Genomic DNA, 26,636 nt, shown 5'->3' with positions numbered 1-26,636 from the left:
GTGATGAGTTTTTGGAATTATTCACGGCTCCGCACTCGTCCGCCGGCCCGTCTCGGGCGGGTCCGTTCGTCAGACAAAATCATGCGCAAATTCAAGATCCCCAACATGGGTGCGCTCGTGGCTTTCGAAGCCGCGGCGCGCCACGAGAGCTTCACGCACGCGGCGAAGGAGCTGTTCCTGACCGAAAGCGCGGTGTCGCGGCAGATCGCGACGCTCGAAGCGAGCCTCGGCGTGCGGCTGTTCGCACGCGTGAAGCAGCGCGTCGTGCTGACGCGCGCCGGCAAGCTGTACGGCACGCAGGTGCGGCGCGCGCTCGAGTCGCTCGACCGCGACACGCTGTCGATCATCGCGCACGGCAGCGGCGGCGGCTACCTGGAGCTCGCGGTGCTGCCGACCTTCGCGTCGCACTGGCTGATCCCGCGTATCAAGAGCTTCTACGACCGCACGCCGGACGTGCGCGTCAACATGGGCAGCCGCACCGACCTGTTCTCGTTCGAGGATACGCACTTCGAAGCCGCGATCCACTACGGCAAGCCGACCTGGCCCGGCACGTCGTCGGACTACCTGTTCGGCGAGGAAGTCGTGCCGATCTGCTCGCCGGCGCTGCTCCACGGGCCGGTCGAACGCGTGGAGGATCTGCTCGCGTATCCGCTGCTGCACTCCACCACGCGCCCCGGCGCGTGGGCGCAATGGTTCGAGACGCACGGCGTCGAGGACATCCGCACGATGCATGGCGTGCGCTACGAGCTGCATACGATGCTGATCAGCGCGGCCGCGGCCGGGCTCGGCATCGCGCTGGTGCCGAAGTTCTTCGTCGAGGAACAGCTGCAGCAGCTCGGCCTCGTCGTGCCGTGCGACGCGGCGACGGTCGGCGATTCCGCGTACTACCTCGTGTATCCGACGGAGTTCAGCCACAGCAAGCCGCTGGAATCGTTCCGCGCATGGCTGCTGGAACAGGCGAGCGCGTATGCGGCGCCGGGGCGGGAGGAAAGCGAAGCGGAGGATGACGAAGACGACGAGGACGTCGAATAGCGTCACGTGCGGCACGCGTTCAGCGCGTGCTTCGCAGCGGAGAAATCACGGGAACGAACATCGCGGCGGCGAATTCGCCGGTAGGAAGGACCGAACGCACGACGGCCCGTGTGTCCGGCGCGCGTCGGGCCGGGACACCCCGGCCCGACGCTCCGGGCAGCCGACCTCGTATCGGCAGCGCGGCGGACTTTCTTTCTTCTTCACTACTTAGGTTCTCTCAGGTCCCTGCATATTTTGCGTCGCCGCGTTGGCCCATTATCCACGCAAACCGACGGAAGTAAAACGTTTGCGCATGCATCGAGCGGCATAGTCGCCCTATCCGGACACAATCCTTCAAATTCCTTTCGAATTAAACAATGACGGTCGGCAATTGTTGCAATCGGCACGGCGTTGCTTTTTAATGGAACTGGTTCCATTCCGCGTTTCGGCCATGCCGTCGCGTGACGCAACGTCGCGCGCGCGTCATGATGTCGATTCAGGATCGAGGATCATTCAGCTCAGGATTCCGTGTCGCCCGTCCTTTCAGGACACCCGTCAAACGAGACCGTCATGCCCGATTCCGCTTCGCTGCAACAGCTGTTTCCCGCTTATCAGGACATCCCCGCCGAATACCGGCTCGCTTCGCCGATTCACCAGCGCGTGTCGCTGGTCGACGGCGAATTGCGCCCGTGGGACGGCACGACCAAAACCGTGCTGTCGCCCGTGTGCGTGCGCCAGCCGGACGGCAGCGTCGCTCAGATGGAGATCGGCAGTTACCCGGTGATGGGCGAGCCGGAAAGCGACGCGGCGCTCGACGCCGCGGTGCGCGCGTACGACTCGGGCCGCGGCGAGTGGCCGACGATGAAGGTCGAGCAGCGCATCGCGTGCATGCAGGACTTCATCAAGCGGATGGTCGCGCAGCGCGAGCTGGTGGTGAACCTGATCATGTGGGAAATCGGCAAGAGCCTCGCCGATTCGCAGAAGGAATTCGACCGCACCGTCACGTACATGACGCAGACGATCGACGCGCTGAAGGAGCTCGACAACGCAAACTCGCGCTTCGTGATCGCCGAAGGCACGATCGGCCAGATCCGCCGCACGCCGCTCGGCGTCGTGCTGTGCATGGGCCCGTACAACTATCCGCTGAACGAAACGTTCGCGACGCTGATCCCCGCGCTGCTGATGGGCAACACCGTGGTGTTCAAGCCGCCGCAGTACGGCACGCTGCTGTTCGAACCGCTGCTCGAGGCGTTCCGCGACGCATTCCCGAAAGGCGTGATCAATACGATCTACGCGCCGGGCGCGGTGGTCGTGCCGCACATGCTCGCGTCGGGCAAGATCAACGTGCTCGCGCTGATCGGTTCGAGCAAGGTCGCCGATCACCTGAAGAAGCAGCATCCGAAGTCGCACCGGCTGCGCGCGATTCTAGGGCTCGACGCGAAGAACGCGGCGATCGTGCTGCCCGACGCCGATCTCGATCTCACCGTGAAGGAGTGTCTGCTCGGCGCGCTGTCGTTCAACGGCCAGCGCTGTACCGCGCTGAAGATGCTGCTCGTGCACCGCTCGATCGTCGACGAATTCCTGAAGCGCTTCACCTCCGCGCTCGAACAGCTGAAGATCGGCATGCCGTGGGAGAAAGGCGTCAGCATCACGCCGCTGCCGGGCATGCATCGCACCGCGTACATGACCGATGCGATCGACGACGCGAAGGCCCGCGGCGCGCAGGTCGTCAATCACCAGGGCGGCGAGTTCAGCAAGACGCTGTTCTATCCGGCCGTCGTCTATCCGGTATCCGAAGGAATGAAGCTGTATCGCGAGGAACAGTTCGGGCCGATCATCCCGGTCGCGCCGTTCGACGACGTCGAAACCGCGCTCGACTACGTGACGACGTCGGATCACGGCCAGCAGGTCAGCATCTTCGGTTCCGATCCGGCGGAGATCGGCGCGCTCGTCGATCCGCTCGTGAACCAGGTGTGCCGCGTGAACATCAACTGTCAGTGCCAGCGCGGGCCCGATGTGTTCCCGTTCGCGGGGCGCAAGGATTCGGCCGAAGGCACGCTGTCGGTGACCGACGCGCTGCGCGCGTTCTCGATCCGCTCGATGGTTGCGGCGAAGCAGACCGACGACAGCAAGCAGCTGCTCGACTCGATCGTGTCGGATCACTACTCGAAGTTCATCAACACGGGCTTCATTTTCTGACGCACGGCGCGGGTGGCACGCTCGCGCGGCGCCCCGGATCCGGTTCGTGGATCGGGGCGCCGCGCGTGCGGGTTCGCGTCCGGCTATGGATCGGTTCGATTCAAGAACCGGCCGGGACTGACGACACGCTCGCCTGCCCGTCAACGTGATCGCTTATTCGGCGCCGGCCGCCACGCCCTTTTTGTCAGCGAATATCGGCAGACTCGCCGCCGTCAGCGGCGTAATCGCACGCTACTCACGCGCTTCGGCGGCCGCACCATGCCGACTTTCCACATCGCGTCAACGCGATCGCTTGTTCGGCGTCGGGCGCCGTGCGCTTCTCGTCAGCGGACATCGGCGACTGGCCGCCCTGCCATCGGCGATGTAACCGCACGCTGCGCACGCCGTTCGGCGCCAGCACCATGCCGACTTTCCAGATCTCGATCGTACGGCCGATCTTCCTCTCGCAGAAATCGTCTAGCCGCACGACGGCCGGACGCTACACGTTCGACGCCAACAGCCGGATACCCGCGACGCCGAACACCACCGCCAGACACGCTTCCATCGCCCGCCGGCCACGCACATACAACCGGCGCGCACCGTCGGTCGAGAACACCAGCGCATAACCGCCGAACACGATGCAGCCGATCGCGAGGCAACCCGGCACGACGGCGCCGTGCGACGCGCCCGAACCGTTCGACGACAGCGCGACGATCGACACCCACACCAGGATGGCTTTCGGATTCGTCAGGTGCAGCATCGCACCGCGCGCGTAGAAGCGCGACAGCCGCTGCTCGGTCGTCGTCTTGAGCGTCGCGGCCGCGTTGGGCGACCATGCGGTGCGGCCCGACTTGAACGCGAGCCACAGCAGATACACGCCGCCGAACAGCTTGATCGCGACCAGCAGCTTCGACCATGCGAGCAGCGCCGCCGACACGCCGAGCGCGGCCACCAGCGCCCAGCACATCGATCCGGACATCACGCCGAGCGCGAATACGAGCGCCGCCTTGCGGCCGTGGTTGGCGGCGACCGACATGATCGCGAGGTTGCTCGGGCCCGGGCTGGCCGTGCCGACGAAATAGGCCGTGTAAGCCAGCAGCAGGTTGGCGGAGAAAAAGGCGTGGACGCTCATGTCGAACCTCGCGAGGAATGATCGGTTGATTGTTCGCAAATGCGCGGCCTCTGCCCATGCACAGTTGGTCGCCAATTCGCAGGGCCAGTTGGGCGAAATGCACGATCGGCGTGACGCGGCGTGAGATTGCGTGCGCATCCGCGCCGCCGCGTTCGGACTGTCTCGGTTATGAAACATCTGGCGCGTGCGCGTTGCGGCATTGCTCGGTCAGCGTCGGCGTCGCGGGGCGCCGCCGTCGCCGGCCGCCGCGCCCGGCGCCGCGCGGATGCCACGTGAATCGCCGGGCCGCGGCCGCCCCCGCGCGTCGCCGTCAGACACACGAAACCGGTTTTGACCGCGCGTAACGTTACATCGTTGAAGCATTTCACTCGTCCGACCGCCGCCGCACCTGCGTGCGCCACGTCGCGACGCGGATGAACGGCCGCCTCGATTTCCCGCGCGAGCCAGTATCGGCGGGACGCCACGCCCGACGCCGCGACACGCGTCAACGTTGCTCGACGACCGGATCGCCGCGCTGGTACGGAATCTGCATCCCGTTTTCACGAAAGTCGCGCCGCCGATCGGCGCGGCCACGAACCGCGCGAAGCAACGAGGCCATTCATGGATACGCTGCCCAACTCGTCCGATACGTCGTTCCAGATCTTTCTCGCGAAGCTGCTCGAACAGCCGCTGCCCGACTGGACCGAAAAGCAGCAGCTGGAACTGGACATGGCGCGCACGCTGTCCGGCCGGATGGTCCGTCTCGCGGAAGAGATGCGCGACGGCAACGTCGATCTCGCGCGCTGCCTCGTGCTGCTGCGCTACGCGAAAGTGCTCGACTTCATGCTGACGTCGCTCGCCGCACGCCGCGACATCCATCCGCAGACGCTGCGCACGCTGTTCCGGCTCGCGAACCTGAAAGTCGACGATGCGTATCCGGTCTGAACCGGCGTGCACGATCGATCACCATGACGAACGGCCGCGGATGCGCGCGCATGGCCGATAACCGCACCGGATGAGCGTCGGGACCCGGAAATCCCGGCTGGCCGGCACACTCGGCGTCTTCGTGAAGCAGTCCGGACGCAAGGCCCGGAAGCATCTCAACGCGAACGATCGCCGCTACGATCACGACGTCGAGCGGGCGATGCGGCGCCTGGCGGCTGCCCACTTTCCGATCTTTCCGACCTTTCCGACCTGCTGGCCGACGAGGGCGAAGATCGACGCGACGACGACCGCGCCGCCGATACGAATCGCCCCCGCTGAACGCCCTTCCACGTCACACCGCCCCACCCCGTTCCCCGGCACCGCAATCGGCCCGCCGCACGATCGGATGTACAATCGCGCGCCATGAACGCACTTCGCCGCTTCCTGCTCCGGCAAGGCGTCGCGCGACAGCTTCTGTGGGGTTTCCTCCTCGTCACGCTGCTGTCCCGCGCGCTGATGTCGGGCGCCGTGATGCTCGATCCGGACGGTCCGGATGCGGGCTCGGTGGTGCTGTGTTCGGGGCGCGGCCCGCTGCTCGTCGGCGTGGCGGCACTCGCCGCCCGTTTCGACGCGCGCGCGCCGATCACGCCGGCCAACGATGCGCTCGCGCTCGCCGACGCGCTGAAGCATGACGCACACGCCGGCAACCCAGCGTCGTCCGCCGGCGGCGACGACGGCCTCTGCGCATTCGGTGCGGCGCTGTTCACGGCGCTGGCGTCGTTCGCGGTGCTGGTGCTGCTGTTTCCCGCCGCGGTACCGCGGCGGTTCCGGATTCGTTTCGACATCCCTCGCGTCGTGCGGTCGATATTCGACGACCGCCCGCCCTCCCGCGCACCGCCTCTGTCCTGCTGATCGTTTCGCGTGACGTCCTGCGCACGTCGACGTGCGCCGGTCGTCACGCCGTTCGTTTCACGCCATCCGATTCAAGCGATCACCCGCGTGCGCGCGCCGCTCGCGCGACGTCGCCATGCGCGCCATGACCGTGCGCGCATGACGTGCCGTCGTCCGGTGCGCCGCCGTGCGCACGCGGGTGTGCCGCACGTCGACGGCAGCTGGCCCAAGCCGGCTCGACCGCTCGACCAACCCGAGGAGCTGACACCATGTCGACCACCGTCGAGCGGGCCCTGTCGCCCGCCCGTTCCGCCAGCGCCGGTTACCGGACGCTCTGGCGCTGGCATTTCTATGCCGGCCTGTTCGTGATGCCGTTTCTCGTGATCCTCGCGATCACGGGAACGCTCTACTGCTTCCAGCCGCAAATCGAGCCGCTGCTGTATCCGCACCGGTTGATCGTCGAACCGCGCGCGACGCCGCGACTCGATCCGGACACGCTGCTCGCGAAGGCGCGCACCGCGATGCCGGCCGACGCGACGCCGGTTTCGGTGCAGGTTTCCACCGCGCCGGAGCGCAGCGCCGAATACGTGTTCCGGCTGCGCGACGGCAGCCGCGAGAGCGTGTACGTGAACCCGTACGACGGCAGCGTGCTCGGCACGCTGAGCGTCGAGCAACGCTTCATGCAGGTCGACCGGATGCTGCATCGCAAGCTGCTGCTCGGCAAGACCGGCGAGCTGCTGATGGAGCTCGCCGCATGCTGGACTTTCGTGATGATCGGCACCGGCATTGCGCTGTGGTGGCCGCGCGGCGCCATGCGCATGAGCCGTGCGCTGCGGCCCGACCTGTCGCTGCGCGGCAGGCCGTTGTGGAAGAGCATTCACGCGACGGCCGGCATCTGGCTCACGGCCGGCACGGTCGCGTTCATCCTGACCGGGTTGCCGTGGTCGGGCTCGTGGGGCAAGAACTTCAAGGCGCTGGCCGCGACCGTGAACCTCGGCGCGCCGCCCGGCGCATGGGGCGGCGGATCGATGCGCTCGACGCGGCCGGGGGCCGCGGCGGCGGATGCAGCGGATGCGTTAGCTTCATCGGCTGCGTCGGCTCCACCGGCTCCATCGGCTCCATCGGCTGCATCGGCTGCATCGGCTGCATCGGCTCCATCGGCTCCATCGGCTCAATCGGCTCAATCGGCTCAATCGGCTCAATCGGCTGCATCGGTTGCATCGGTTGCATCAGCTACGTCGACTGCATCGGCTACGTCGACTGCGTCGGCTACGTCGACTGCGTCGGCTACGTCGGCTACGTCGGCTACGTCGGCTGCACCGGCACCGGCGACGGTACCTGCCGGCCATCACCATCACGAATCCGCCGAGGCGATGCCGGGCATGGTGATGGACGACCTGCCGCTGCCGCAAACGCCGTGGGCGGTCGGCAACGTACCCGTTCCGGATTCGCCGTCGGCGCGGGCATCGTCCGCGCCGCTGCCGCTGGCACGCGCAATCGCGATCGTCGCCGGGCTCGGCGTGACGAGCGGATACACGCTCGCGCTGCCGTCGGGCCCCGACGGCGTATTCACCGCGTCGTACTTCCCGGCCGACCCGAAGGCGGAGCGCACGATCGCCATCGACCAGTACAGCGGTGCGGTGCTGCAGGACATCCATTACGAGGACTACGGCGCGGTATCGCAGGCCGTGTCGTACGGCACGTCGCTGCACATGGGCCGCTACTTCGGGCTCGCGAACCAGATCGTCTGTGCGGTGCTGTCGCTCGGGCTGGCCGCGATGGCCGTCACGGGCACGGTGATGTGGTGGAAGCGTCGTCCGGCGGGCAAGCTGGGCGCACCGTCGCGCGAACGCGGCGCGCCGCCGATGCGCGGCTGGATCGCGGGGCTCGTGCTGCTCGGCATCGTGTTTCCGCTGATGGGGTTGACGATCGTCGCGGTGTGGTCAATCGACCGCCTGCTGTTCGGCCGCGCGACGCGCGCGGCAGCCTGATCGCCGAGCGACGCCCGATTTCAAGGAAACCGAAACATGAAAAACCGACGCTACGTGCAGTCCGCGTACTACAACGACACGTAGTATCTGCTCGGCGACGACCGTCGCTTCGAAGTGCTCGCGAACTACCGATTCTGACGCCGCGCGGCTCGGTAGCTCGGTAGCTCGCTGGCCTGCCTCGCCTCGCCTCGCTGGCACGCTGGCACGACGGCCCGTCGACGCACGTGCGACGACGAGCTGCCGAACGTCACTTCACCGTGAACGCGTAATGCCCTTGCGTGCGGTGGCCGTCGACCGCGACGGCCACCCACGCGACCGCGTAGACGCCCGGCGTCAGCGGATTCAGCGCGACGGACATGTGCTTCTTGTTCGCCGCGTCGACTTCGGCGTTGCCGTGCGTGACGGCGTGCCCTTGCGCATCGGTGACGGCGATCGAGCTGAACGCGGGTTCGAGCGCATCGTCGAAATCGATCGCGACGGCTTTCGGCGACGTGGTCACGGTCTCGCCCGCGGACGGCGCTTCATGCGTCGGATACGCATGCGCGTGCGCGAGTTGCGTGCCGGCGAGCAGCATTGCGGCGGCGGCCGCGCGCATCGTGGTTGAAAGATTCATGCGGTTTCTCCGTGGATCAGAACAGCGGCTTGCCGAGCGAGCGCGGGAACAGGTCGTCGAAATACAGATGCGCGTCGAAGATCACGCCGACGTGGCGGCCCGTCGCACGATTGACCGGCAACTGCGCCTCGACGCCGAATTGCCCGTAGCGATTGAGCCACAGTACGCCGGGATTGATCGTGCCGGTCGTCTGGCCCGCGCATGCGCCCGCCGTACAGGTGCTCATCGGCGCCTCGACCACCAGCACCATGTTGCTGAACGGCTGCGGCAGGCCGAGGTTCTTCACCTGCTGCTGCAGGTACGGGATGCTGTACTGGAGCGTCAGCCCCCAGCCGAGCGCGTTCGGCCCCTGGTCGGACGAGGCCGTGGTCAGGTTCGGCCCGACCGTGGCCGTCAGCGCGAACGGACGCAGATAACCGAGCGACGCCGGCAGATCGCCGAAGCCCTTGCCGAGATAGACGGTCGGCGTAAACGTCGAATACGGCGCAGCGATCGATTTCGCGCCGGTGCCGCCGACCTCGGCCGCAAGCCCGACCGACGCCATGAATTCGTGCCGCGCATTCGCGTAGACGAGATACTTCAGGCCGAGCGTCACGTTGTCCCAGCCCTTCGCGGAGCCGCCGTTCGGATCGTTCTGCGATACGTACTGGCTCGCGACGCTGAACGCGAGGTTCTTCGTGATCAGCTTGTCCCATTCGTACGACACGGTATTGACGTTCATGCCGTCGCCACTGTCGTCGGGGGACTTGATATGGCCGAACCGGGTATCGAATTCGTCGCCGACACCCGGATCGTCGACGGCCATCGTCGCCGGAAAGACGCGGTCGCCGACCACGGCGTGCGCATTGGCGAAGGAAGCATGGGAAAGGCCGGCGGTGGCGGCCAGCAGCGCGGCGCATGCGCGAAGCGCACGCCGTTCGGTAAAGCGGGGCATGAAGGTGTTCTCCGATTGCGGTTCGGTGCTGTCGCGCACGCGCGCGACGAACGGCCGCGCTCCGGTGGCGAAGCGGCGGCAAGTCACGGGAAAAGCCGGACGGAATCAGGAGAACGCGGGGGGCGCGCGCGATTGCGCGACGGTGTGAACGACCTGGATGCGCGCCGGAATCGACGCCGATACGACGGGCCGCTGCGAGCCCGACAGCGCAGCGTCGAACGCGGCGGGACGGCCCGGCAGCGCGGCCGCATGCGCGACGAAGCTGCAATAGGGACACGCCTGCCAGTGCGCGTGCGCGCCGTGCGCCGGCTTGTCGTCGTGCGCGGCCAGCGTATCGTCGACGCTCGCCGTGCAGTAGACGGCCAGCGCATCGACGAGCCGGTGACGCGACGCCATCATCTGCGACATCGCAGGCGCGAGCGCCATCATCAGGATTGCGATCAATCCGATGAAGCTGCCGGGTCTGCGAAATCGGGGGCCGTGCATGACGCGCAGGATGAAGGCGTGAAATCAGGGTGCTGGATTATGCCACGCGGCAATCGCGATCCAGCGCCCGAATTTCACTGTAAACGCATGCGATATTTCAGACAGTAATCCGAAAGAATCGACTCGGCACACGGCGCGCCGGGCGGCCCTTCATCCGGCGCGCTACTGCGGCCTGACACGCGTGCACATCACGCATGCCCGTCACGCGCGCGGGGCGGCCACGCGGCGTGCCATCCACTTCCGGTAGCGGCGCGTCTGGCACTGCGCGGCAAGTTGCTGCGACACCAGCGCGCGCAGCGGCGACACGTCCGGATGCGTGCGTCGGCCGGCGCTCAATCGCGCGAGCTGGAACTTGACCACCGCCATGTTGGCGAGCGCGCCCAGCGCCTTGTTCTTCCAGAGGATCGGCTGCAGTACCGGCGCGCTGTCCTTGCCGGCCTGCCAGTCGCGCGGCAGGTTCGGGTCGATCGACAGCGCGGTCGCGATGCCGACCATCGCCACGCCGCTGTCGACCACCTGCTCGGCCACCGCGCGGCGGCGAATGCCGCCCGTGACCATCAGCGGCATGCGCGCGACGGTCGTGATGTCGCGCGCGAATTCGAGGAAATACGCTTCGCGGGCCAGCGTGCGCCCGTCACGCGCCTCGCCCTGCATCGCCGGCACTTCGTAGCTGCCGCCCGACAGCTCGACGAGATCGACGCCGAGCGGATTCAGCAGTTCGACCACGCGCTTCGCATCGTCCGCGCTGAAGCCGCCGCGCTGGAAATCGGCCGAATTCAGCTTCACCGCCACGGCGAACGCGGGCGACACCGTCGCGCGCACCGCCTTCACGATGTCGAGCAGCAGGCGTGCGCGATTCTCGATGCTGCCGCCCCATTGGTCCTGCCGGCGGTTCGTCAGCGGCGACAGGAACTGGCTCAGCAGGTAGCCGTGCGCCGCGTGGATCTGCACGCCGGTGAAGCCGCTTTGCTCGGCGAGCTGCGCGGCGCGCACGAAGCGCCGCTGCACGTCGGCGATGTCGGCCTCACTCATCTCCTTCGGCACCGGAAACTGCTTCGACAGCGCGCCGAGCGCGAGCGGCACGGCCGATGGCGCGAGCGTCACCTGGCCAAGCGCGGCCTGCATCTGGCGCCCCGGATGGTTGATCTGCATCCACACCTGCGCGCCGCGGGAACGCGACACCTGCGCCCACCGCCGAAAGCGGTCGAGGTGCGCTTCGCTGTCGAGCACGACGCCGTTCGGGCCGGTCATCGCGCGGCCGTCCACCATCACGTTGCCGGTCAGGATCAGGCCGACCCGGCCATCGGCCCACGCCTGGTACAGGCGCAGCAACGCGTCGGACGGCGCGTGATCCGCGTCGGCCATGTTCTCTTCCATCGCGGCCTTGGCGAGCCGATTCGGAATCACTGCGCCGTTGGGCAGTGTGAGGGGCGCAAACAGGTTCATGGTGGACATCCTCGATTGACGAGGCCCAACCATAACTTTAAAGTCAGCTTCAAGGTCAAGCCCCTTCGGAGCCCAGCATGAAAATCGGCGAACTGGCGCGTGCCAGCGGCCTCGCGGCGTCGCGCATCCGCTTCTACGAAGCGAGCGGCCTGCTCGAACCGGCCCGCCGGCAGGCGAATGGCTATCGGGAATACGGGCCGGATGCGCTGACGCGGCTCGCGATCATCGACCGCGCGCAACGCGCGGGTTTCGCGCTCGACGAGATCCGCGCGCTGCTGCCGCCCAACCTCGGCGCATGGCCGCACGACGAGTTGCTGCACGCGCTGCGGCACAAGGTCGATGAAATCGCGCTGCTCGAACAGCGTCTCGCGCAGAACCGGCGCGATCTGCAGGCGCTGATCGACGAGATCGCGAACAAGCCGGCGGGCGAGGATTGCTCGGCCGCCGCGCAGCGCATGCTCGACAAACTGTGCAAGGAAGCGGCGGAGTCGGGGCCGGCGCCCGTACCAGCATCGCCGCCACGGCCGGTACGAAAGCGCGCGTAAGTGCGTCGGCACCCGGCGACCGTTATCAGCCTGCCCTGCTGGCGACCAATGATCGGGTGTTGTGTAGCGTCGCATGCGCGCGGCATCGGCAGCGCATTGCCGGCATGGCGGAATTCGCTTACGTCGCAGGTAATCGACGCGCGCGGCCCGCGCGCCAATCATGGCCTTACCGATCAGCCAGCGGTATCGACCAAGGAGCCCGCCATGACCGCCTACGCCATCGCCCACCTGCACGACGTTCAAATGTGCGACGACATCGTCGAATACCTCGAACGGATCGACGGCACGCTCGCGCCGTACGACGGCCATTTCGTCATCCACGGCGCGCGGCCGGAGGTGCGCGAAGGCGTGTGGCGCGGCGACCTGATCGCGATCGCATTCCCCGATCTGGATACGGCGCGCGCGTGGTACGAATCGGACGCGTACCAGAAGATTCAGCCGCTGCGCACGCGACACGCGAGCGGCCCGCTGATCCTGATCGACGGCGTGGACGCGCGGCACAAGGCGACGGACATCCTGCGCTGAGCCACGCCGCACGGGGTGCTGCGGCGATTACGTCGCGTCGCGCTCCATCGGCTCGCCGACGACGAACGCGCCGCCCTGATACTGCTGCGTGGCATCGTCGTACTCGGCCGTCGGGGCCGTCACGGGGAACAGCCCGGCGAACTGCTCGGAGCTGTCCTGCGGCCGGAAGCCCAGGAAGCCGGCCTTCGTGTTGTCCCACCACTTCACCGGGTTGTCCGATACGCCGTAGACGATCGCGTGACCGACGCGGTTCGTCAGCAGCGAGCAGCGCACGAGTTCGATGAAGTCGCGGTAGCTGAGAAACGTCACGAGCATGCGCGGCGTCTTCGGCACCTCGAACGACGAGCCGATCCGCAGGCATACCGTCTCGATGCCGAAGCGGTCGAAGTAGTACCGCGACAGCGACTCGCCGAAGCATTTCGTCACGCCGTACAGGCTGTCCGGACGCAGCGGCGCATCGGCGTCGAGCACCTGCGTGACCGGATGGAAACCGATCGCGTGGTTCGAACTCGCGAACACGACCCGCTTCACGCCGTGCCTGCGCGCGGCTTCGTACAGGTTGTACGTGCCGGTGATGTTCGCATCGACGAGATCGTCGAACGGCGCGTCGACCGAAATGCCGCCGAGGTGGACGATCGCGTCCACGCCGTCGACCAGGTCCATCACCGCCGGGCGGTCGGCCAGGTCGACGACACGGATTTCTTCGTGCGCGGCCGCGTCGTCCAGCGCCGCGATGTCGGTCACGCGGACGACGTCGGCCCAGTTCGCCAGCGCGCCGCGCACCTGGCGGCCGAGATTGCCGGCCGCGCCGGTCAGCAGCAGGCGCCCGAACGGCTTGCGCGCACCGGTGGATGAGGCGTTCATCGAGTATGTCTCCTTGAATCTGTGCTGAAGTACATCGAAAGGCGGAAAACGTTTTCCAACTATACGTGGTCAGAAAGCCGAACGTCAATGGCTGAACTTGCTGCCGGCCATCCGCACTTTCCCGATCTGGTCCCGTGGCCGAACGCCGGGTTTTTCTGCCACAATCCGGGGCAAGCTAACGAAAACGTTACCCTTGCGATGAAAAAAGTTTCCCCGACGATCCGCGACGTCGCCGCGGACGCCGGCGTATCGGTCGCGACGGTGTCCAAGTACGTGAACGGCACGCAGCGCTTTTCGCCGACCGTCGAAGCGCGGCTCAAGGAGGCAATCGAGCGGCTCGGCTACCGTTCGAACCCGCTCGCGCGCTCGATGATCACCGGGCGCACGCGCACCATCGGCGTCGTGATCCTCGACATCAGCAACCCGTATTTCACGAACATCGTCAAAGGCGCGAACCGCGTCGCGCTCCAGCACGACTACACGCTGCTGCTCGTCGACACCGAAGAGAGCCAGGCGCGCGAACGCTCGCTGATCGAGGCGCTCGCGCAGCGCGTCGACGGGCTGATCGTCAGTACGCGGCTGCCCGACGAGGAAGCCGGCTGGATGCTCGATCTGCACAAGCCGCTCGTGCTGCTGCGGCGCAGCCCCGGCCTGCCGATTCCGACCGTCGGCATCGACAACCGGCTCGCGACCTACATGCTCGCGCGTCACCTGCTCAATCTCGGCCATACGCGCATCGCGTATCTCGGCTTCGGGCAGGCGCGCCCGAACGACGAACGGATCCAGGGCGCGCGCGACTGTCTCGCCGAAGCGGGCCTCACGCTCGACGTGCACGACGCGCATGCGCCGACCGCCGACGCCGGCGAGCGCGCGTGCTCGCGCGTGATGCTCGGGCCGCAGCGCCCGCAGGCCGTGATCTGCTACAACGACCTGATCGCGCTCGGCTTCATGAAGGAAGCCGCATCGCTCGGGTTCCGGCTGCCGCAGGACGTGTCGGTGGCCGGCATCGACAACGTGCCGTACGGCCAGTACGCCGCGCCCGCGCTGACCACCATCGACATCCAGAGCGAGAACATGGGCGAACTCGCGATGCAGAAGCTGATCGACGCGCTCGCCGGCCGCACCGACGCGAGCTATTCGACGTTCGAGCCGCGACTCATCGTCCGCGCGTCGACGGCCGAGGCCGGTTGAAGCGCGCCACGCTCGCGCGGCATCGCGTCCTTTCGCGCCCAAAGCAAACGCGCCGCCTTCGACCTTCGAGGCGGCGCGTTCGTTTGCGGGCCTGCGACTATGCGTCGAGCTTCGCGGGCTTCATCTTCGGCGTGAGCGCGTGCATCACGGCCAGTGCGATCAGATAGGCCGATGCACCGATCGCGAACAGCACCCAGTAGTGGCCCGTGCGTTGCAGCACCTGGCCGACCACTTCCGAGAACAGCACGCCGCCGATCGAGCCGGCCATCCCGCCGATGCCGACCACCGACGCGACCGCGCGGCGCGGGAACAGGTCGGACGCCGTCGTGAACAGGTTCGCCGACCAGCCCTGATGCGCGGCCGCGGCGAGGCCGACGATCAGCACGGCGGTCCACAGGCTCTGCACCTGCGACACGAACGCGATCGGCAGCACGCAGCATGCGCAGATCAGCATCGCCGTCTTGCGCGCGCCGTTCACGCTCCAGCCCGCGCGCAGCAGCGCCGACGACACCCAGCCGCCGCCGATGCTGCCCACCGTCGTCAGCGCGTAGATGCACACGAGCGGCAGGCCGATATGCTGCATGTCCATCCCGCGCGACTCGTTCAGCCACTTCGGCAGCCAGAACAGGTAGAACCACCACACCGGGTCGGTCAGGAACTTGCCGATCAGGAACGCCCACGTCTCGCGCTTGCGGATCAGCTCGCCCCAGCGCGGCGCGCCGGCGTCCGCGTTCGCCGCGTCGAGCGCTTCGGCTTCGTCGCGCGGTTCGTCGTATTCCGCGGCGAGTGCGCGCGTGTCGGCCGTGCGGTACATCACCAGCCACACCGCGAGCCACACGATGCCGATCGCGCCGATGATCACGAACGCCGCGCGCCAGCCGTAGGCCACCGCGATCGCCGGGATGATCGCCGGCGCGAACACCGCGCCGATGTTCGCGCCCGAGTTGAAGATGCCGGTTGCCAGCGCGCGTTCGCGGCGCGGAAACCATTCGGCCGTCGTCTTGATCGCCGCCGGGAAGTTGCCGCCCTCGCCGATCCCGAGCAGCGCGCGCACCGCGGCGAAGCCCATCACCGAGCCGACCGCGGCATGCAGCATCGCGGCAATACTCCACACCAGCATCGCGGCCGCGTACGAGATCCGCGTGCCGAGCCAGTCGACGATGCGGCCGAAGCCGAGCAGCCCGATCGCATAGAACGCGGAAAACGCCATCACGATGCGGCCGTACTGCACCTGGCTCCAGCCAATGTCGTGCTGGAGCATCGGCGCGAGCAGGCCGAGGATCTGCCGATCCATGTAGTTGATGACGGTCGCGAAGAACAGCAGCGCGCAGACGGTCCAGCGGTAGCGGCTGGCCGCGGCGCGCACGGCGCCGACGACGGCAGATTGCATGAGTGTCTCCGATGCGCGGCCGCGCCCGCCGCGCCGCTGGATGATGCGTGTCCGTGACCGGCGGCGGGCGCCGGGCGGGCGGCGGCACGCCGCACGGGTGGCACGGCCGGTCGCCTGTCGATGTCTGGAAAACGTTTTTCAAAGAATAGGATGGGCGCCCCCCGCATGTCAGTCGGGGATTTCGATGAGTCGTCTCACATCGAGCCGCGCGAAAAGAGACGACTGTTTCGGAGAGTGGCATTAACCGTTTTTTCGGCGGTTTCCTGCGCGGGAAACGGGTCTCCAACGTGGTGCCATGACGCAAGCGGACCGCGCCGATACACATGTCCGATTCCAGCCAGAATCGGTGGCGCGGATGGTTTACAGTCGTCGCATGCGCCTCGATCCCGACACCTGCTACGACGCCCTGCTCTCACGAAACCGCCGCTTCGACGGCTGGTTCTTCGTCGGCGTGTCGACGACGGGTGTGTATTGCCGCCCCGTTTGTCCGGTGAAGCCGCCGAAGGCGCAGAACTGCAGCTACTACCCGACCGCCGCCGCGGCCGAGAAAGCCGGCTTCCGGCCGTGCATGCGCTGCCGGCCCGAGCTCGCGCCCGGTCACGGGCTGCTCGACCTGTCCGGCAATCTCGCCGACGCGGCCGCCACGCTGATCGAGAACGGTTTCCTGAATGAACACGCGGTCGATGCACTCGCGCAGCGGGTCGGCGTGACCGAGCGCCATCTGCGCCGGATCTTCGCCGCGCAGTTCGGCGTGTCGCCAATCGAATTCGCGCAGACGCACCGGCTGCTGATGGCCAAGCGCCTGTTGACCGACACTGCGCTGCCGGTGGCCGTCGTCGCATCGACCGCCGGATTCGGCAGCGTGCGGCGCTTCAACGATCTGTTCCGGCAACGCTACGGCCTCAATCCGCTGCGCCTGCGCAAGGGCGCCGGTGCGACGGCGGGCGCCGACATGACGTTCCTGCTGCCGTACCGGCCGCCGTTCGCGTGGGCCGCGCTGATGCAGTTTCTCGCGCAGCGGCAGATCGACGGCGTCGAGCGGATCGACGCGAACGGTTATGCACGCGTCGTCGCGCTGCCGAACGGACATGGCGACGGTGATGTCAACGGCTGGTTGTCCGTCGCGCACGTGCCGCAGCGGTTCGCGCTCGCGGTCACCGTATCGCCCGCGCTGACGCCCGTCGTGCCGGCCGTGCTCGCGCGCGTGCGGCGGCTGTTCGACCTCGACAGCCGGCCCGACGTGATCGACGCGCACCTCGGCGAACTCGCGGACGGCTCGCCCGGCCTGCGCGTGCCCGGTGCGTTCGACGGGCTCGAGATTGCGATCCGCGCGATCGCGGGCGAGCGGTTGGCGGCAACGCACGCCGCCGCGATACTCGCGCGCGTTGCCGAACGGTTCGGCACGTCGGTGGACCACGCGCCGCCCGGCCTCACGCACGCGCTGCCTTCCGCTGCGACGCTCGCTTGCGCGCCGCCGGCCGCTTTCGAAGCGATCGGTGTCGCACGCGATGCGGCGCGCGCGATCGTGTCGCTGGCACGCGCGGTCGCCGACGGCACGCTCGCGCTCGAACCGATGGCGCCGCTCGATGCGACGCTCGCCGCGTTGCGCGCGATGCCCGGTTTCGATGAACGCGCGGTGCAGTACGTCGCGATGCGCGCGATGGGCTGGCCGAACGCGTTCCCCGCCGACGACGCGTGGCTTCCCGCCGCACGCGCCGAGCGTTCGCGCACCCCGTCAACCGCACCGCATGCCGCGCGCTGGGCGCCGTGGCGCGCGTATGCCGCACTGCATGTGTGGCGCCTTCATGGAGACGCTTCGCGATGACTCCCGCTCATCTGATTCCGAGCCCGCTGGGCGACATCGCCATCCGCATCGAGGACGATGCGCTGACGGGCCTTTTTTTCGTCGGGCAGAAATACTATCCGTCGCTCGCGATCGCACCGGACCCGAGCGCGGACGCACGCACCGCATCGCCGCTCGCGCGCAAGGTCGCCGAAGAAGTCGCCGAGTATTTCACTGGCACGCGCGAGACCTTCACGGTGCCGATTCACCTGCGCGGCACTGCGTTTCAGCGCAGCGTGTGGAAGCAACTGCTCGCGATTCCGTTCGGCGAACTCGTGTCGTACGGCGACATCACCGAACGCGTCGGACTGCCAATGAGTGCCGCGCGCGCCGTCGGCGGTGCGGTCGGTCGCAATCCCGTGTCGATCATGGTGCCGTGCCATCGCGTGATCGGCGCGTCGGGCAGCCTGACCGGGTATGCGGGCGGAATCGAACGGAAACGCGCGTTGTTGTCGCTCGAAGGGGCGGGATTTCAGCGTGGCGAGCGCCATGCGATGCAGCAGTCGCTCGCGTTCTGATTGAACGTCGACGCGGCGCCAGTTTGTGACGGGCGCGTGATCGTGCCCGAGGACATGGTGCGCGCGTTCACGGCCGCAGCTTGACGCCGATCCGCGATACGGTCACGCGCGCTTGCGCAGCGCATGCGCGACGCGCGCGTTCGCTTCGAACTTCGCGCGATGCGTCGAGAAGAACGTCCGCACGTTGCGCACGTTCGATGCGCCGGTGAACAGCCGCCGCGCGAACGCGTCGTATTCGGCGACGTCGGCCAGATCGGCCACCACCACGAAGTCCGGCCCCGGCGACACGCGGTAGCACTGCGTGACCGCCGGCTCCGCGCACACGTAGGCTTCGAACGCGTCGTAGTCTTCGGCCGTCTGCCGGTCGAGGCTGATCTCGATCAACGCCGTGACGGCCGTGCCGATCGCGACGGGATCGAGCACCGCGACCTGCCGGCGAATCACGCCCGCTTCCGTCAGCCGGCGCACGCGGCGCATGCAGGTCGGCGGCGACGACAACGCGCGCTCGGCCAGCTCCAGGTTCGATACCGACGCGTCCTCCTGCAGGATCGCGAGAATGCGCAGGTCGAGATCGTCGAGCGTGATGCCGGGCATTGGCGGCTCCTTACGGTCAGGGTGTGAAATTTAATTTCAACATGATAGCTGATCGCCTGCGTGTTTCATTTCACGACGTGTTTTGAAATTTAATTCCATTCTCCCGCCTCTACCATCGCTGTCACGGTCATTTACGGAGCGCGATATGTGTGGAATTGTCGGGGCGGTTGCCCAGCGGGACATCCTGCCGAACCTCGTCGACGGGCTGAAGCGGCTCGAATACCGCGGCTACGACTCGTGCGGCGTCGTGGTCTACCGTGACCGCGCGTTGGCGCGTGCACGCAGCGTCGACCGCGTCGCGAACCTGCAGCGCGAGATCGCCGCGCATGCGCTGTCCGGTTACACGGGCATCGCGCATACGCGCTGGGCGACGCACGGCGCGCCCGTCACGCTCAACGCGCATCCGCACTTCTCGCCGAGCGACGAGAACGCACGCATCGCGCTGTCGCACAACGGGATCATCGAGAATTGCGATCAACTGCGCGCGGAGCTTCAGGCGCACGGCTATGTGTTCGCGAGCCAGACCGACAGCGAAGCGATCGCGCACCTGATCGACCATTTGTACGACGGCGACCTGTTCGACGCGGTGCGCCGCGCCGTCGCGCGACTGCGCGGCAGCTACGCGATCGCGGTGATGTGCCGCGACGAGCCGCACCGGATCGTCGGTGCGCGCGACGGGATGCCGCTCGTCGTCGGTGTCGGCGACGGCGAGAATTTCCTCGCGTCGGATGCGATCGCGTTGTCGGGCATCACCGATCGCATCGCTTACCTCGAGAACGGCGACGTCGCCGATATCCAGCTCCATCGCTACTGGATCGTCGATGCAGCCGGCCAGCGTGTCGAGCGCGCGGTGCAGCGCGTGGCCGCGCATAGCGGTGCGGCCGACCTCGGGTCGTATCGCTACTACATGCAGAAGGAAATCTTCGAGCAGCCGCAGGCGGTAGCCGATACGTTGCTCGATGTCGGGTCGATCATGCCGGAGCTGTTCGGCGACGGTGCATGGCGCGTGTTCAACGACGTCGATTCGGTATTGCTGCTCGCGTGCGGCGGCAGCTATCACGCGGCGTTGACCGCGAAGTACTGGATCGAGAGCATCGCGAAGCTGCCGGCGAGCGTCGAGATCGCGAGCGAGTTTCGGTATCGCGACAGCGTGCCGAATCCGCGCACGCTCGTCGTCGCGGTGTCGCAGAGTGGCGAGACGGCTGACGTGCTCGGTGCGGTGCATGTGGCGAAGCAGCGCGGGATGACGCATACGCTCGCGATCTGCAACGTCGCGACGAGCGCACTGATGCGCGAATGCGCGCTGCAGTTCGTCACGCGGGCGGGGATCGAGATCGGCGTGGCTTCGACGAAGGCTTTTACGACCCAGCTCGTCGCGTTGTTCCTGCTGACGTTGTCACTGGCGCAGGTGCGCGGGCGGTTGAGCGACGACGACGAGAAGGAGCACTTGCGCGCGTTGCGGCATCTGCCGGATGCGATGTCGAAGGTGCTCGCGCTGGAGCCGCAGATCATGGGCTGGTCGGAACTGCTCGCGCGGCGCGACAACATGCTGTTTCTCGGACGCGGGATGCATTATCCGATCGCGCTCGAGGGCGCGCTGAAGATGAAGGAGATTTCGTATATTCATGCGGAGGCTTATCCCGCCGGGGAGCTGAAGCATGGGCCGCTGGCGTTGGTCAGCAATGAAATGCCCGTTATTGCGGTAGCGCCGAATGACGTGCTTCTGGAAAAGCTCCGGTCGAACATGCATGAGGTCAGTGCACGGAATGGCAGGCTTTTCGTGTTCGCCGATGTGGACTGCGGGCTGGTGCCCAGTGAAGGGATCGAGGTGATTCGGCTCAATGAATACTACGGGCCGCTGTCGCCGATTCTGCATACGGTGCCGATGCAGTTGCTCGCTTATCACGCGGCGTTGGCTCGGGGGACGGATATTGATAAGCCGAGGAACTTGGCTAAGTCGGTGACGGTGGAGTGAGGGAGGCGGTCGCTATCGCGTGTCGTGGAAAAGCGAAATAGAAGTCCAAAATTTGTGGTGTGAAATCGCGTAAATTTGCGGCTTCTATTGGATGCATCCGGAATTTTTTGTGTGTGACGCAGGTTGAAACTCCGATTCCGATGCCAAAACGCTCCAGGGAAAGCAGCGCGAACGGCATCATCGCGCTCTTCCGAGCCCTGGATATCGGCTCAGAATTGAGCAGAGACGGAGCAAATTCTCAGGGAAACCACCGCGCCAAGTCCCACGTGGCCTACCGTTCCGAACAGTTGCCGGCGCAGAACCTGGCATCGAAATCGATCTCGAGCAGCGCCGACTGCGACGCAGCTCGATTCGAGGTTTATCGGGCGCTGCGAAGGCCAGCGCTTATGCGGCAGCGGGTGCAGTAGCCGACGTCTCGGCCGCCTGCACTGGCTCGACCGCGCCCGCCACGTTCTTGACCGCTACTTTTCTCGCTTTCTTTGCCACGGGCCTCTTCGCCGCGGCCTTCTTGGCGACCGGGGCGCCTTTCTTTGCCGCGACTTTCTTGGCAGCTACCTTCTTGCTGGAAACCTTTTTAGCTGCTGCGCTCTTTTTTGCCGCTTTTGCCGTCGGTCCTGCGGCGGTTACATCTGCTTTTGCAATCAGGAATTTGGAGCGGTCCTTGGCGCCCGCGAGCCAAGCTGGCGCGCGGCCTCGGCCACTCCACGTTGCTCCGGTTTTCGGGTCGCGGTATAGCGGCGGCAGCGCGCCCTGCGAACGGCTGCCGTCCGCTGCAGACTTCTTGGCGGCGGAGGCCGCCTTGGGCGACACACCATCAATCAAAAACTTACTCCGGTCCTTGGCATTCGCAATCCATCCCGGCGCGCGACCGTGACCCGTCCACGTCGCCCCGGTCTTGGGGTTGCGGTATTTCGCAGCCGAAGTGCCGCGCTTTGCAGCCGCCTTGATGCTGGTTCTCCGGCCACGCTGTTTTCCGCCCACATGCGCGTCGATGTCGGCCGTCGTAATTCCATGCTTCTCCATCAGCCCACGGATTCTTTCCAACACTTCGGTCGACTTCTTTGCGACCAGTGCCTCGGCCTGGGCCTGCAGCCTTGCGATTCTCGTTTGGATGCTCTCGAGCGTAGTCATAGTCTCCACCTCCCAAAAATTAATGTTTGCACTATACGACATAGGCTTTCTACCATGCCAGAGCCACAATCGTGATTGAATTCTCTCCCCAAGCGCGGCGGCGCACCCTGGTACGCGCAGTCAATGCCAATTCGAGTTATAGACGCTGTGCCAACCGAAGCAATAGTGCATGCGTCGGCGGGCACTGACACATGCTTCGCGCGTCTCGCCGGGAACGGGATTCCGCGAGTCCGATTGCCCAGGTCGTCCTTATTCCATCTATTACATATGAACCGCTGGACGACGTAGATGCCGAAGATGGCGTCGCGCAATTGTATGTCCAGACCGGCTGGCAACTCCGCATTCCACCAATCTTTGACCTCGATTGCAAGCCGCAGCATGCTTTGGCGTTTGTCGGCCGTCACAGGTATGGATAGCTCAATAAGAATATTGATTCGCTCATCCATGCCCTTCGGAATACGGGACCTCACCTGGACTTCACGATATGCGATGGCACCTTTGTGCGATAGATGATTCTTTAGCCCGCTCGCAATCCAATCGCACAGTCGTGGTTCATGCTTTCGGTGCTGAGACGTCTCGTCCCGGAAGTGGTGGTTACGTCAGTATCGACGCACCGCAGATCAAGCAGCGGGCCGACATAGCAGCACTGCACATGCGTGCACGCCGGAAGCCGGTCACGATTACCGCGTCGTCCGGTAAAAACCCTACTTCGACAACCGCAACTTCTTCGCCAACACAACCCCACTCGACGGACTCACCAGCGAGATCGACCGGATATCCATATGCAACGTGGAGATCCGGGTCGTAATGTCCGTCGGCTCGTCAATACTGGGATCGACATGCTCGCTTTGTTCAGTCAGATAAGGCCGAACCAGCCGCCCGGAAAAAAGGAGTGCGAAGTCGCCATTCGATTGAGCGTATAAAGCGGGCGAAACCCGCATGCGGCTACGGACCGAAGTCTTCTGACCTTGCCCGGCATCGATCTCGATGATGTCGACCTGCTGGATATACCCTTTCGCCTTCGCTTCGGGCGCAATCACGAGCCCTCGCCCGCGTGGCCCCGTCGTGACCTTTCTGAGCACGATGTCCGTCCGGTCGTTGCGCTCCGCGTCGAACAGGTCGACGTCCAGCGTCAACAACTGCTGCCGTGTCGAATACCTCAGCCCGTAGCGCACCGGAATTACGAACGTCACGTCACGATCGAGATCGACGGCCGCGAGGTCGGGATTCGGGCCATGCCGGTCCGCGACGCTGGACACCAGCCCGCGAACCCGCGCGCTCAACGACGGCTGGTCAGTGCTGATGTGCAGCTTCTTGAGCGCATCCCGAATGGCGACCGCGTCGTCGCCGACGATCGGTTGTGCAGGTGACGTGCCGTTATTGGCAGCGTGCGCGGCGCGCGTCGCGCCGCCGACAGCCTCCTCCGCATGCGCAGCGACGGGCGCCAGCATCATCGTCAGCGCGACGATGCGCACGAGATTCGAACGACTCAACTTGGATTTCCGGTCAAACACGACGAACTCCTGATTTTCTTGCAGATCGATCAACGACGAGCACTATAAGCGCGACCGATCGGCCACGCACCTGCTGCCTGAAATTCATCGATGACCAGCGCCGTCATCGTCGGTTCATCGACGGTCCGCGACAGCTCAATGATCATACGAATCCGCAACCTCATCCCTGCCCGTCCTCCCGCCGATACTCCGCCGGCGCCTTCCCGACCAGCTTCCGAAAATCCCGCGTGAAATGCGCCTGATCGAAATACCCCAACGAATGAGCCAGTTCCGCGAGATCGACCGGCTCACCACCGGCGAGCTTATCCGCGGCCTCATGCAGCCGGTAACGACAGATCACCCACTTCGGCGTCACGCCCACGTAGCTGGAAAAGAGCTGCTGCAGCGTACGCTCGCTCAACCCCGCACGCTCGGCCAGATCCCGCACCTGCGTAAGCCCGATATCCTGCTGCAGCATCTGCAAAATGGCATGAATCCGCTCGACCTGCGGATCAGCTGGCGGCAGCACGCGCAACAGCAACGCCTCCGCCGCCGCGACCATCCCGGCATCATCGTCGGCACCGAGCACGGCGTTCTCTGCCTCCGCATCGCCACAGTCGAGCAGCGTCGACACCGGCAGCACCTTGTCGGTCAGCAAATGCACCGGCTTGCCGAAGAACGCCCGAAACGCGCCCGGTCGAAACCGCAAGCCAATCACTCTCCCCGCCCCGGCCAACGTAGTCTCGAACGCCCCCGACACCACCCCGAAAACGCCCGTCTGCCGCCGATCGCACACAAGATTCACGCACGGATACGGCAGCGTGCGCTGCACGTACGGCGGCTGGCCGCGCAGATCCCATTCGACGATCCAGTGGTGATCGAGCACGCCGGCCAGTTCGGCACACGGGTGATAGCGATTCAGGCGAAACCGCTGATTGAAGGCTTTCGGGGCGACGACGCCTTTGGGCGTGTCGGTCACGTTACGCAAGTCGGCCATGGTGACGAACCAGGAGATGATTGCGTGATGATGCACCGCCGCAGCGGATTTTTCCAAGACGGCGATACGCGGGCACCCTACATTTGAATTCCCGGCGCTGACCGCTGACCGCCAACCGCCGACCTCACACTGGAGCCCGCCCATGCCGCAAGACCGCCATCTGATCCTGTACCACTCGCCGCGCAGCCGATCGGCCGGCGCCCGCATGCTGCTCGAGGAACTGGGCGCCGACTACGCAGTGCATGCGTTCGATCTCTCGACGGGGAAGCATCATGGACCCGACTACCTCGCGGTCAATCCGCTCGGCAAGGTTCCCGCACTGCGCCACGGTGACGTGATCGTCACCGAGCAAGCCGCCGTCTACATGTACGCAGCCGAACTGTATCCGGAAGCCGGCCTGTCGCCCGCCCCGGGCGACGCGCTGCGCGGGCCCTATCTGCGCTGGATGACGTTCTACGGCTCATGCTTCGAGCCGGCGCTCGTCGATCGCTCGATGAATCGTCCGCCGGCGGCATACTCGACGTCGCCCTACGGCGACTTCGATGCCGTGCTCAACGCGATCGCAAAGCAACTGGCCAACGGCCCCTATCTGCTGGGCGAGCGCTTCACGGCCGCGGACGTGCTGTGGGCCTCGGCATTGAACTGGACCACGATGTTCAAGCTGGTACCCGGGACGCCGCTCATGCGCGCGTATATCGATCGCGTGCTTGCACGCCCGGCCATCCAGCGCGCGCAGGCCGCCGATGCCGCGCTGGCGGCAGAGCAGGACAAGGCCAAGGAAGCGGCCGCAACGACAAGATCGTAGTTCGAACGACGGCAGGCGGAACACAAGTTCCGCCTGCCATCGTCCGGATACCGGCAAAGCGGCGCTCGATCAGAACATCGTATGCAACCCGATCCGCGCGACCGCCTGGCTCGCCGAACTCGACGCGCCGTTCGGATCGAGCACGCCGTTGATCTGCGCGTTCGCGCCGCTGTTCGCGCGCTGATAGTCCGCCGACACATAAACCATCGTCCGCTTGGTGAACAGGTATTGAAGCGCGACGCTGACCTGATGCGCGTGATTGTCGTTCACGGCTTCGTTGCCCTTCATGTACATGTACTTCGCGCCGAGAAAAACGTCCGGCCTGATGCGCCAGAGGCCGCCGGCTTCAGCCATCCACACCCCGGCGTCGTTGAACGAATTGTGCACGGTGGTCAGCAACGCCTTCGCGGTCACGGCACCGAAGTCATAGTGCATCCCGACGCCCCAGTTGCGCACGCTGGTCGACGGCGTGCCCGGCGCGGGCCCGTATTTCTCGTTCGTATAGGCCGCGCCGATACCGAACGCGCCGAGCTCGTAGTTCAATCCGGCACTCACGGTATTGTCCGCACCGACTGATCCGGCCACACCGCCGAACGCATACATCACGCCGCCCGAAAAACCCGCAATCGTCGGCGAGCTGTATTTGACGGAATTCGCGACCGGCTTGCTGCCTGCCGTGCGATCCCAGTCGAACGCGCCGGTCGGGTTAGCCGGAAGCGCGAGGCGCTGGAACGGGCCGTTGCGAAAGCCGTACAGCCCGGAGAGATCCATCGCGATCTCATTGTCCTTCGCAAAGAGGGAATCCACCATGAAGTCATACTGATTACCGAGCCGGATGCTGCCGAACCGGTCGCTCTCGATACCCACGTACGCGTTACGCCCGAAGAGGCCGGTGCCGACGATGCTGCCATTCGCCATCGAGAACTGGTTCACGAGCGCGAACGTCGCGCGATATCCGCCGCCGAGATCTTCGGTGCCGCGCAAGCCGAACAGGTTCGGCGTGAAGATGCCGTCGTCGAACTTGACGTTCTTCCCTCCGCCCTCGTTGCTGACGTATGAAATGCCGCTGTCGATCAGACCGAACAACGCCACGCTGCTCTGCGCGTACGCGCCCTGCGCGATGGCAAGCATCGCGAATACGCCAAACCTCAGTTTCATCTTGTCTCCGTCTTTTTTGAAA

25 protein-coding genes are annotated in these 26,636 nt (G+C 65.9%); 13 read left to right on the top strand and 12 right to left on the bottom strand.

What is annotated here, in order from left to right; genetic code table 11:
- The first annotated feature begins 81 nt into the window (after positions 1-81).
- Together O1Q03_RS17720 and O1Q03_RS17715 are read left to right on the top strand one after the other, a co-directional pair.
- Complete coding sequence (locus O1Q03_RS17720; protein ID WP_269505076.1) at positions 82-1,032, top strand: LysR family transcriptional regulator; 951 nt, start codon at positions 82-84, stop codon at positions 1,030-1,032.
- Between the two features lie 549 nt (positions 1,033-1,581).
- Positions 1,582-3,210: an NADP-dependent glyceraldehyde-3-phosphate dehydrogenase gene (locus O1Q03_RS17715; protein ID WP_269505075.1), complete on the top strand. Its 1,629-nt coding sequence runs from the start codon at positions 1,582-1,584 to the stop codon at positions 3,208-3,210.
- 478 nt (positions 3,211-3,688) lie between these two features.
- Here O1Q03_RS17715 and O1Q03_RS17710 read toward each other — a convergent pair whose 3' ends face one another.
- The gene (locus tag O1Q03_RS17710; protein WP_269505074.1) at positions 3,689-4,321 is read right to left on the bottom strand and encodes a LysE family translocator; all 633 of its coding nucleotides are present in this window, start codon (positions 4,319-4,321) and stop codon (positions 3,689-3,691) included.
- A gap of 600 nt (positions 4,322-4,921) precedes the next feature.
- Here O1Q03_RS17710 and O1Q03_RS17705 point away from each other — a divergent pair.
- The 4 genes from O1Q03_RS17705 (at position 4,922) to O1Q03_RS17690 (ending at position 8,106) form a co-directional block, all read left to right on the top strand.
- A complete protein-coding gene (locus O1Q03_RS17705; protein WP_269505073.1) occupies positions 4,922-5,245 on the top strand; it encodes a DNA-binding protein in 324 nt (107 codons plus the stop codon).
- A 70-nt stretch (positions 5,246-5,315) separates the two neighbouring features.
- Positions 5,316-5,651: a hypothetical protein gene (locus O1Q03_RS17700; RefSeq protein WP_269505072.1), complete on the top strand. Its 336-nt coding sequence runs from the start codon at positions 5,316-5,318 to the stop codon at positions 5,649-5,651.
- Entirely contained in the window at positions 5,648-6,136 is a 489-nt protein-coding gene (locus tag O1Q03_RS17695; RefSeq protein WP_269505071.1) for a hypothetical protein, read from the top strand. Before O1Q03_RS17700 ends, O1Q03_RS17695 begins: the two co-directional genes overlap by 4 nt.
- Before the next feature lie 248 nt (positions 6,137-6,384).
- Positions 6,385-8,106, top strand: coding sequence for a PepSY-associated TM helix domain-containing protein (locus tag O1Q03_RS17690; RefSeq protein WP_269505070.1), 1,722 nt, complete (start codon positions 6,385-6,387; stop codon positions 8,104-8,106).
- A gap of 247 nt (positions 8,107-8,353) precedes the next feature.
- On the opposite strand, the gene O1Q03_RS17685 is transcribed toward O1Q03_RS17690, so the two are convergent.
- The 4 genes from O1Q03_RS17685 to O1Q03_RS17670 all read right to left on the bottom strand — a co-directional run bounded on the left by O1Q03_RS17685 (position 8,354) and on the right by O1Q03_RS17670 (position 11,585).
- Positions 8,354-8,719, bottom strand: coding sequence for a copper resistance CopC family protein (locus O1Q03_RS17685; RefSeq protein WP_269505069.1), 366 nt, complete (start codon positions 8,717-8,719; stop codon positions 8,354-8,356).
- Between the two features lie 16 nt (positions 8,720-8,735).
- Positions 8,736-9,653 (bottom strand): hypothetical protein, encoded by a 918-nt coding sequence (locus tag O1Q03_RS17680; protein ID WP_269505068.1) that lies wholly within the window; start codon positions 9,651-9,653, stop codon positions 8,736-8,738.
- A gap of 105 nt (positions 9,654-9,758) precedes the next feature.
- Entirely contained in the window at positions 9,759-10,097 is a 339-nt protein-coding gene (locus tag O1Q03_RS17675; protein WP_269505067.1) for a DUF2946 domain-containing protein, read from the bottom strand.
- Between the two features lie 243 nt (positions 10,098-10,340).
- The gene (locus O1Q03_RS17670; RefSeq protein WP_269505066.1) at positions 10,341-11,585 is read right to left on the bottom strand and encodes an NADH:flavin oxidoreductase/NADH oxidase family protein; all 1,245 of its coding nucleotides are present in this window, start codon (positions 11,583-11,585) and stop codon (positions 10,341-10,343) included.
- A gap of 77 nt (positions 11,586-11,662) precedes the next feature.
- Here O1Q03_RS17670 and O1Q03_RS17665 point away from each other — a divergent pair, with 77 nt between their 5' ends.
- Entirely contained in the window at positions 11,663-12,130 is a 468-nt protein-coding gene (locus O1Q03_RS17665) for a MerR family transcriptional regulator (RefSeq protein WP_269505065.1), read from the top strand.
- Between the two features lie 204 nt (positions 12,131-12,334).
- The gene (locus tag O1Q03_RS17660; protein ID WP_269505064.1) at positions 12,335-12,655 is read left to right on the top strand and encodes a DUF1330 domain-containing protein; all 321 of its coding nucleotides are present in this window, start codon (positions 12,335-12,337) and stop codon (positions 12,653-12,655) included.
- A 27-nt stretch (positions 12,656-12,682) separates the two neighbouring features.
- Here O1Q03_RS17660 and O1Q03_RS17655 read toward each other — a convergent pair whose 3' ends face one another.
- A complete protein-coding gene (locus O1Q03_RS17655; protein ID WP_269505063.1) occupies positions 12,683-13,519 on the bottom strand; it encodes an NAD-dependent epimerase/dehydratase family protein in 837 nt (278 codons plus the stop codon).
- A gap of 87 nt (positions 13,520-13,606) precedes the next feature.
- Here O1Q03_RS17655 and O1Q03_RS17650 point away from each other — a divergent pair, with 87 nt between their 5' ends.
- Entirely contained in the window at positions 13,607-14,710 is a 1,104-nt protein-coding gene (locus O1Q03_RS17650) for a LacI family DNA-binding transcriptional regulator (protein ID WP_269505062.1), read from the top strand.
- A 97-nt stretch (positions 14,711-14,807) separates the two neighbouring features.
- Here O1Q03_RS17650 and O1Q03_RS17645 read toward each other — a convergent pair whose 3' ends face one another.
- A complete protein-coding gene (locus O1Q03_RS17645; RefSeq protein ID WP_269505061.1) occupies positions 14,808-16,100 on the bottom strand; it encodes an MFS transporter in 1,293 nt (430 codons plus the stop codon).
- Between the two features lie 355 nt (positions 16,101-16,455).
- Between O1Q03_RS17645 and O1Q03_RS17640 the strand changes: the two genes are divergently transcribed.
- Complete coding sequence (locus O1Q03_RS17640; RefSeq protein WP_269505060.1) at positions 16,456-17,925, top strand: DNA-3-methyladenine glycosylase 2 family protein; 1,470 nt, start codon at positions 16,456-16,458, stop codon at positions 17,923-17,925.
- Positions 17,922-18,461 carry a methylated-DNA--[protein]-cysteine S-methyltransferase gene (locus tag O1Q03_RS17635; protein WP_269505059.1) on the top strand — a complete coding sequence of 180 codons (540 nt, stop codon included), beginning with the start codon at positions 17,922-17,924 and terminating at the stop codon, positions 18,459-18,461. The genes O1Q03_RS17640 and O1Q03_RS17635 overlap by 4 nt, the downstream gene beginning before the upstream one ends.
- Positions 18,462-18,563: 102 nt before the next feature.
- On the opposite strand, the gene O1Q03_RS17630 is transcribed toward O1Q03_RS17635, so the two are convergent.
- The gene (locus O1Q03_RS17630) at positions 18,564-19,055 is read right to left on the bottom strand and encodes an Lrp/AsnC family transcriptional regulator (RefSeq protein ID WP_269505058.1); all 492 of its coding nucleotides are present in this window, start codon (positions 19,053-19,055) and stop codon (positions 18,564-18,566) included.
- A gap of 145 nt (positions 19,056-19,200) precedes the next feature.
- Between O1Q03_RS17630 and glmS the strand changes: the two genes are divergently transcribed.
- Positions 19,201-21,030 carry a glutamine--fructose-6-phosphate transaminase (isomerizing) gene (gene glmS / locus O1Q03_RS17625; protein ID WP_269505057.1) on the top strand — a complete coding sequence of 610 codons (1,830 nt, stop codon included), beginning with the start codon at positions 19,201-19,203 and terminating at the stop codon, positions 21,028-21,030.
- 384 nt (positions 21,031-21,414) lie between these two features.
- On the opposite strand, the gene O1Q03_RS17620 is transcribed toward glmS, so the two are convergent.
- The 3 genes from O1Q03_RS17620 to O1Q03_RS17610 all read right to left on the bottom strand — a co-directional run bounded on the left by O1Q03_RS17620 (position 21,415) and on the right by O1Q03_RS17610 (position 24,651).
- Positions 21,415-22,161: an H-NS family nucleoid-associated regulatory protein gene (locus O1Q03_RS17620; RefSeq protein WP_269505056.1), complete on the bottom strand. Its 747-nt coding sequence runs from the start codon at positions 22,159-22,161 to the stop codon at positions 21,415-21,417.
- Between the two features lie 704 nt (positions 22,162-22,865).
- The gene (locus O1Q03_RS17615; protein WP_332112540.1) at positions 22,866-23,708 is read right to left on the bottom strand and encodes a hypothetical protein; all 843 of its coding nucleotides are present in this window, start codon (positions 23,706-23,708) and stop codon (positions 22,866-22,868) included.
- A gap of 127 nt (positions 23,709-23,835) precedes the next feature.
- Positions 23,836-24,651 carry a DUF6597 domain-containing transcriptional factor gene (locus O1Q03_RS17610; protein WP_269505120.1) on the bottom strand — a complete coding sequence of 272 codons (816 nt, stop codon included), beginning with the start codon at positions 24,649-24,651 and terminating at the stop codon, positions 23,836-23,838.
- 142 nt (positions 24,652-24,793) lie between these two features.
- On the opposite strand from O1Q03_RS17610, the gene O1Q03_RS17605 reads away from it, so the two are divergent.
- Positions 24,794-25,456, top strand: a complete 663-nt coding sequence (locus tag O1Q03_RS17605) for a glutathione S-transferase family protein (protein WP_269505055.1) — start codon at positions 24,794-24,796, stop codon at positions 25,454-25,456.
- 69 nt (positions 25,457-25,525) lie between these two features.
- Here O1Q03_RS17605 and O1Q03_RS17600 read toward each other — a convergent pair whose 3' ends face one another.
- Positions 25,526-26,614: a porin gene (locus O1Q03_RS17600; RefSeq protein ID WP_269505054.1), complete on the bottom strand. Its 1,089-nt coding sequence runs from the start codon at positions 26,612-26,614 to the stop codon at positions 25,526-25,528.
- Positions 26,615-26,636 lie beyond the last annotated feature (22 nt).

Origin of the sequence: Burkholderia sp. IMCC1007 (assembly GCF_027257875.1) — a bacterium.
Classification (GTDB): Bacteria; Pseudomonadota; Gammaproteobacteria; order Burkholderiales; family Burkholderiaceae; genus Burkholderia.
The sequence above is the reverse complement of the archived record's forward strand: the minus strand, read 5'-3'. Positions and strand labels throughout refer to the sequence as shown.

What these genes read in the sequence shown, in the direction of transcription:
- O1Q03_RS17660 (WP_269505064.1), top strand. Translation starts at nt 12,335, where the DNA reads ATGACCGCCTACGCCATCGCCCACCTGCACGACGTTCAAATGTGCGAC.
- O1Q03_RS17700 (WP_269505072.1), top strand. Translation starts at nt 5,316, where the DNA reads ATGAGCGTCGGGACCCGGAAATCCCGGCTGGCCGGCACACTCGGCGTC.
- O1Q03_RS17605 (WP_269505055.1), top strand. Translation starts at nt 24,794, where the DNA reads ATGCCGCAAGACCGCCATCTGATCCTGTACCACTCGCCGCGCAGCCGA.
- O1Q03_RS17630 (WP_269505058.1), bottom strand. Translation starts at nt 19,055, where the DNA reads ATGCCCGGCATCACGCTCGACGATCTCGACCTGCGCATTCTCGCGATC.
- O1Q03_RS17640 (WP_269505060.1), top strand. Translation starts at nt 16,456, where the DNA reads ATGGTTTACAGTCGTCGCATGCGCCTCGATCCCGACACCTGCTACGAC.
- O1Q03_RS17655 (WP_269505063.1), bottom strand. Translation starts at nt 13,519, where the DNA reads ATGAACGCCTCATCCACCGGTGCGCGCAAGCCGTTCGGGCGCCTGCTG.
- O1Q03_RS17715 (WP_269505075.1), top strand. Translation starts at nt 1,582, where the DNA reads ATGCCCGATTCCGCTTCGCTGCAACAGCTGTTTCCCGCTTATCAGGAC.
- O1Q03_RS17635 (WP_269505059.1), top strand. Translation starts at nt 17,922, where the DNA reads ATGACTCCCGCTCATCTGATTCCGAGCCCGCTGGGCGACATCGCCATC.
- O1Q03_RS17600 (WP_269505054.1), bottom strand. Translation starts at nt 26,614, where the DNA reads ATGAAACTGAGGTTTGGCGTATTCGCGATGCTTGCCATCGCGCAGGGC.
- O1Q03_RS17645 (WP_269505061.1), bottom strand. Translation starts at nt 16,100, where the DNA reads ATGCAATCTGCCGTCGTCGGCGCCGTGCGCGCCGCGGCCAGCCGCTAC.
- O1Q03_RS17670 (WP_269505066.1), bottom strand. Translation starts at nt 11,585, where the DNA reads ATGAACCTGTTTGCGCCCCTCACACTGCCCAACGGCGCAGTGATTCCG.
- O1Q03_RS17690 (WP_269505070.1), top strand. Translation starts at nt 6,385, where the DNA reads ATGTCGACCACCGTCGAGCGGGCCCTGTCGCCCGCCCGTTCCGCCAGC.
- O1Q03_RS17610 (WP_269505120.1), bottom strand. Translation starts at nt 24,651, where the DNA reads ATGGCCGACTTGCGTAACGTGACCGACACGCCCAAAGGCGTCGTCGCC.
- O1Q03_RS17720 (WP_269505076.1), top strand. Translation starts at nt 82, where the DNA reads ATGCGCAAATTCAAGATCCCCAACATGGGTGCGCTCGTGGCTTTCGAA.
- O1Q03_RS17695 (WP_269505071.1), top strand. Translation starts at nt 5,648, where the DNA reads ATGAACGCACTTCGCCGCTTCCTGCTCCGGCAAGGCGTCGCGCGACAG.
- O1Q03_RS17710 (WP_269505074.1), bottom strand. Translation starts at nt 4,321, where the DNA reads ATGAGCGTCCACGCCTTTTTCTCCGCCAACCTGCTGCTGGCTTACACG.
- O1Q03_RS17665 (WP_269505065.1), top strand. Translation starts at nt 11,663, where the DNA reads ATGAAAATCGGCGAACTGGCGCGTGCCAGCGGCCTCGCGGCGTCGCGC.
- O1Q03_RS17620 (WP_269505056.1), bottom strand. Translation starts at nt 22,161, where the DNA reads ATGACTACGCTCGAGAGCATCCAAACGAGAATCGCAAGGCTGCAGGCC.
- O1Q03_RS17680 (WP_269505068.1), bottom strand. Translation starts at nt 9,653, where the DNA reads ATGCCCCGCTTTACCGAACGGCGTGCGCTTCGCGCATGCGCCGCGCTG.
- O1Q03_RS17650 (WP_269505062.1), top strand. Translation starts at nt 13,607, where the DNA reads ATGGCTGAACTTGCTGCCGGCCATCCGCACTTTCCCGATCTGGTCCCG.
- O1Q03_RS17685 (WP_269505069.1), bottom strand. Translation starts at nt 8,719, where the DNA reads ATGAATCTTTCAACCACGATGCGCGCGGCCGCCGCCGCAATGCTGCTC.
- glmS (WP_269505057.1), top strand. Translation starts at nt 19,201, where the DNA reads ATGTGTGGAATTGTCGGGGCGGTTGCCCAGCGGGACATCCTGCCGAAC.
- O1Q03_RS17705 (WP_269505073.1), top strand. Translation starts at nt 4,922, where the DNA reads ATGGATACGCTGCCCAACTCGTCCGATACGTCGTTCCAGATCTTTCTC.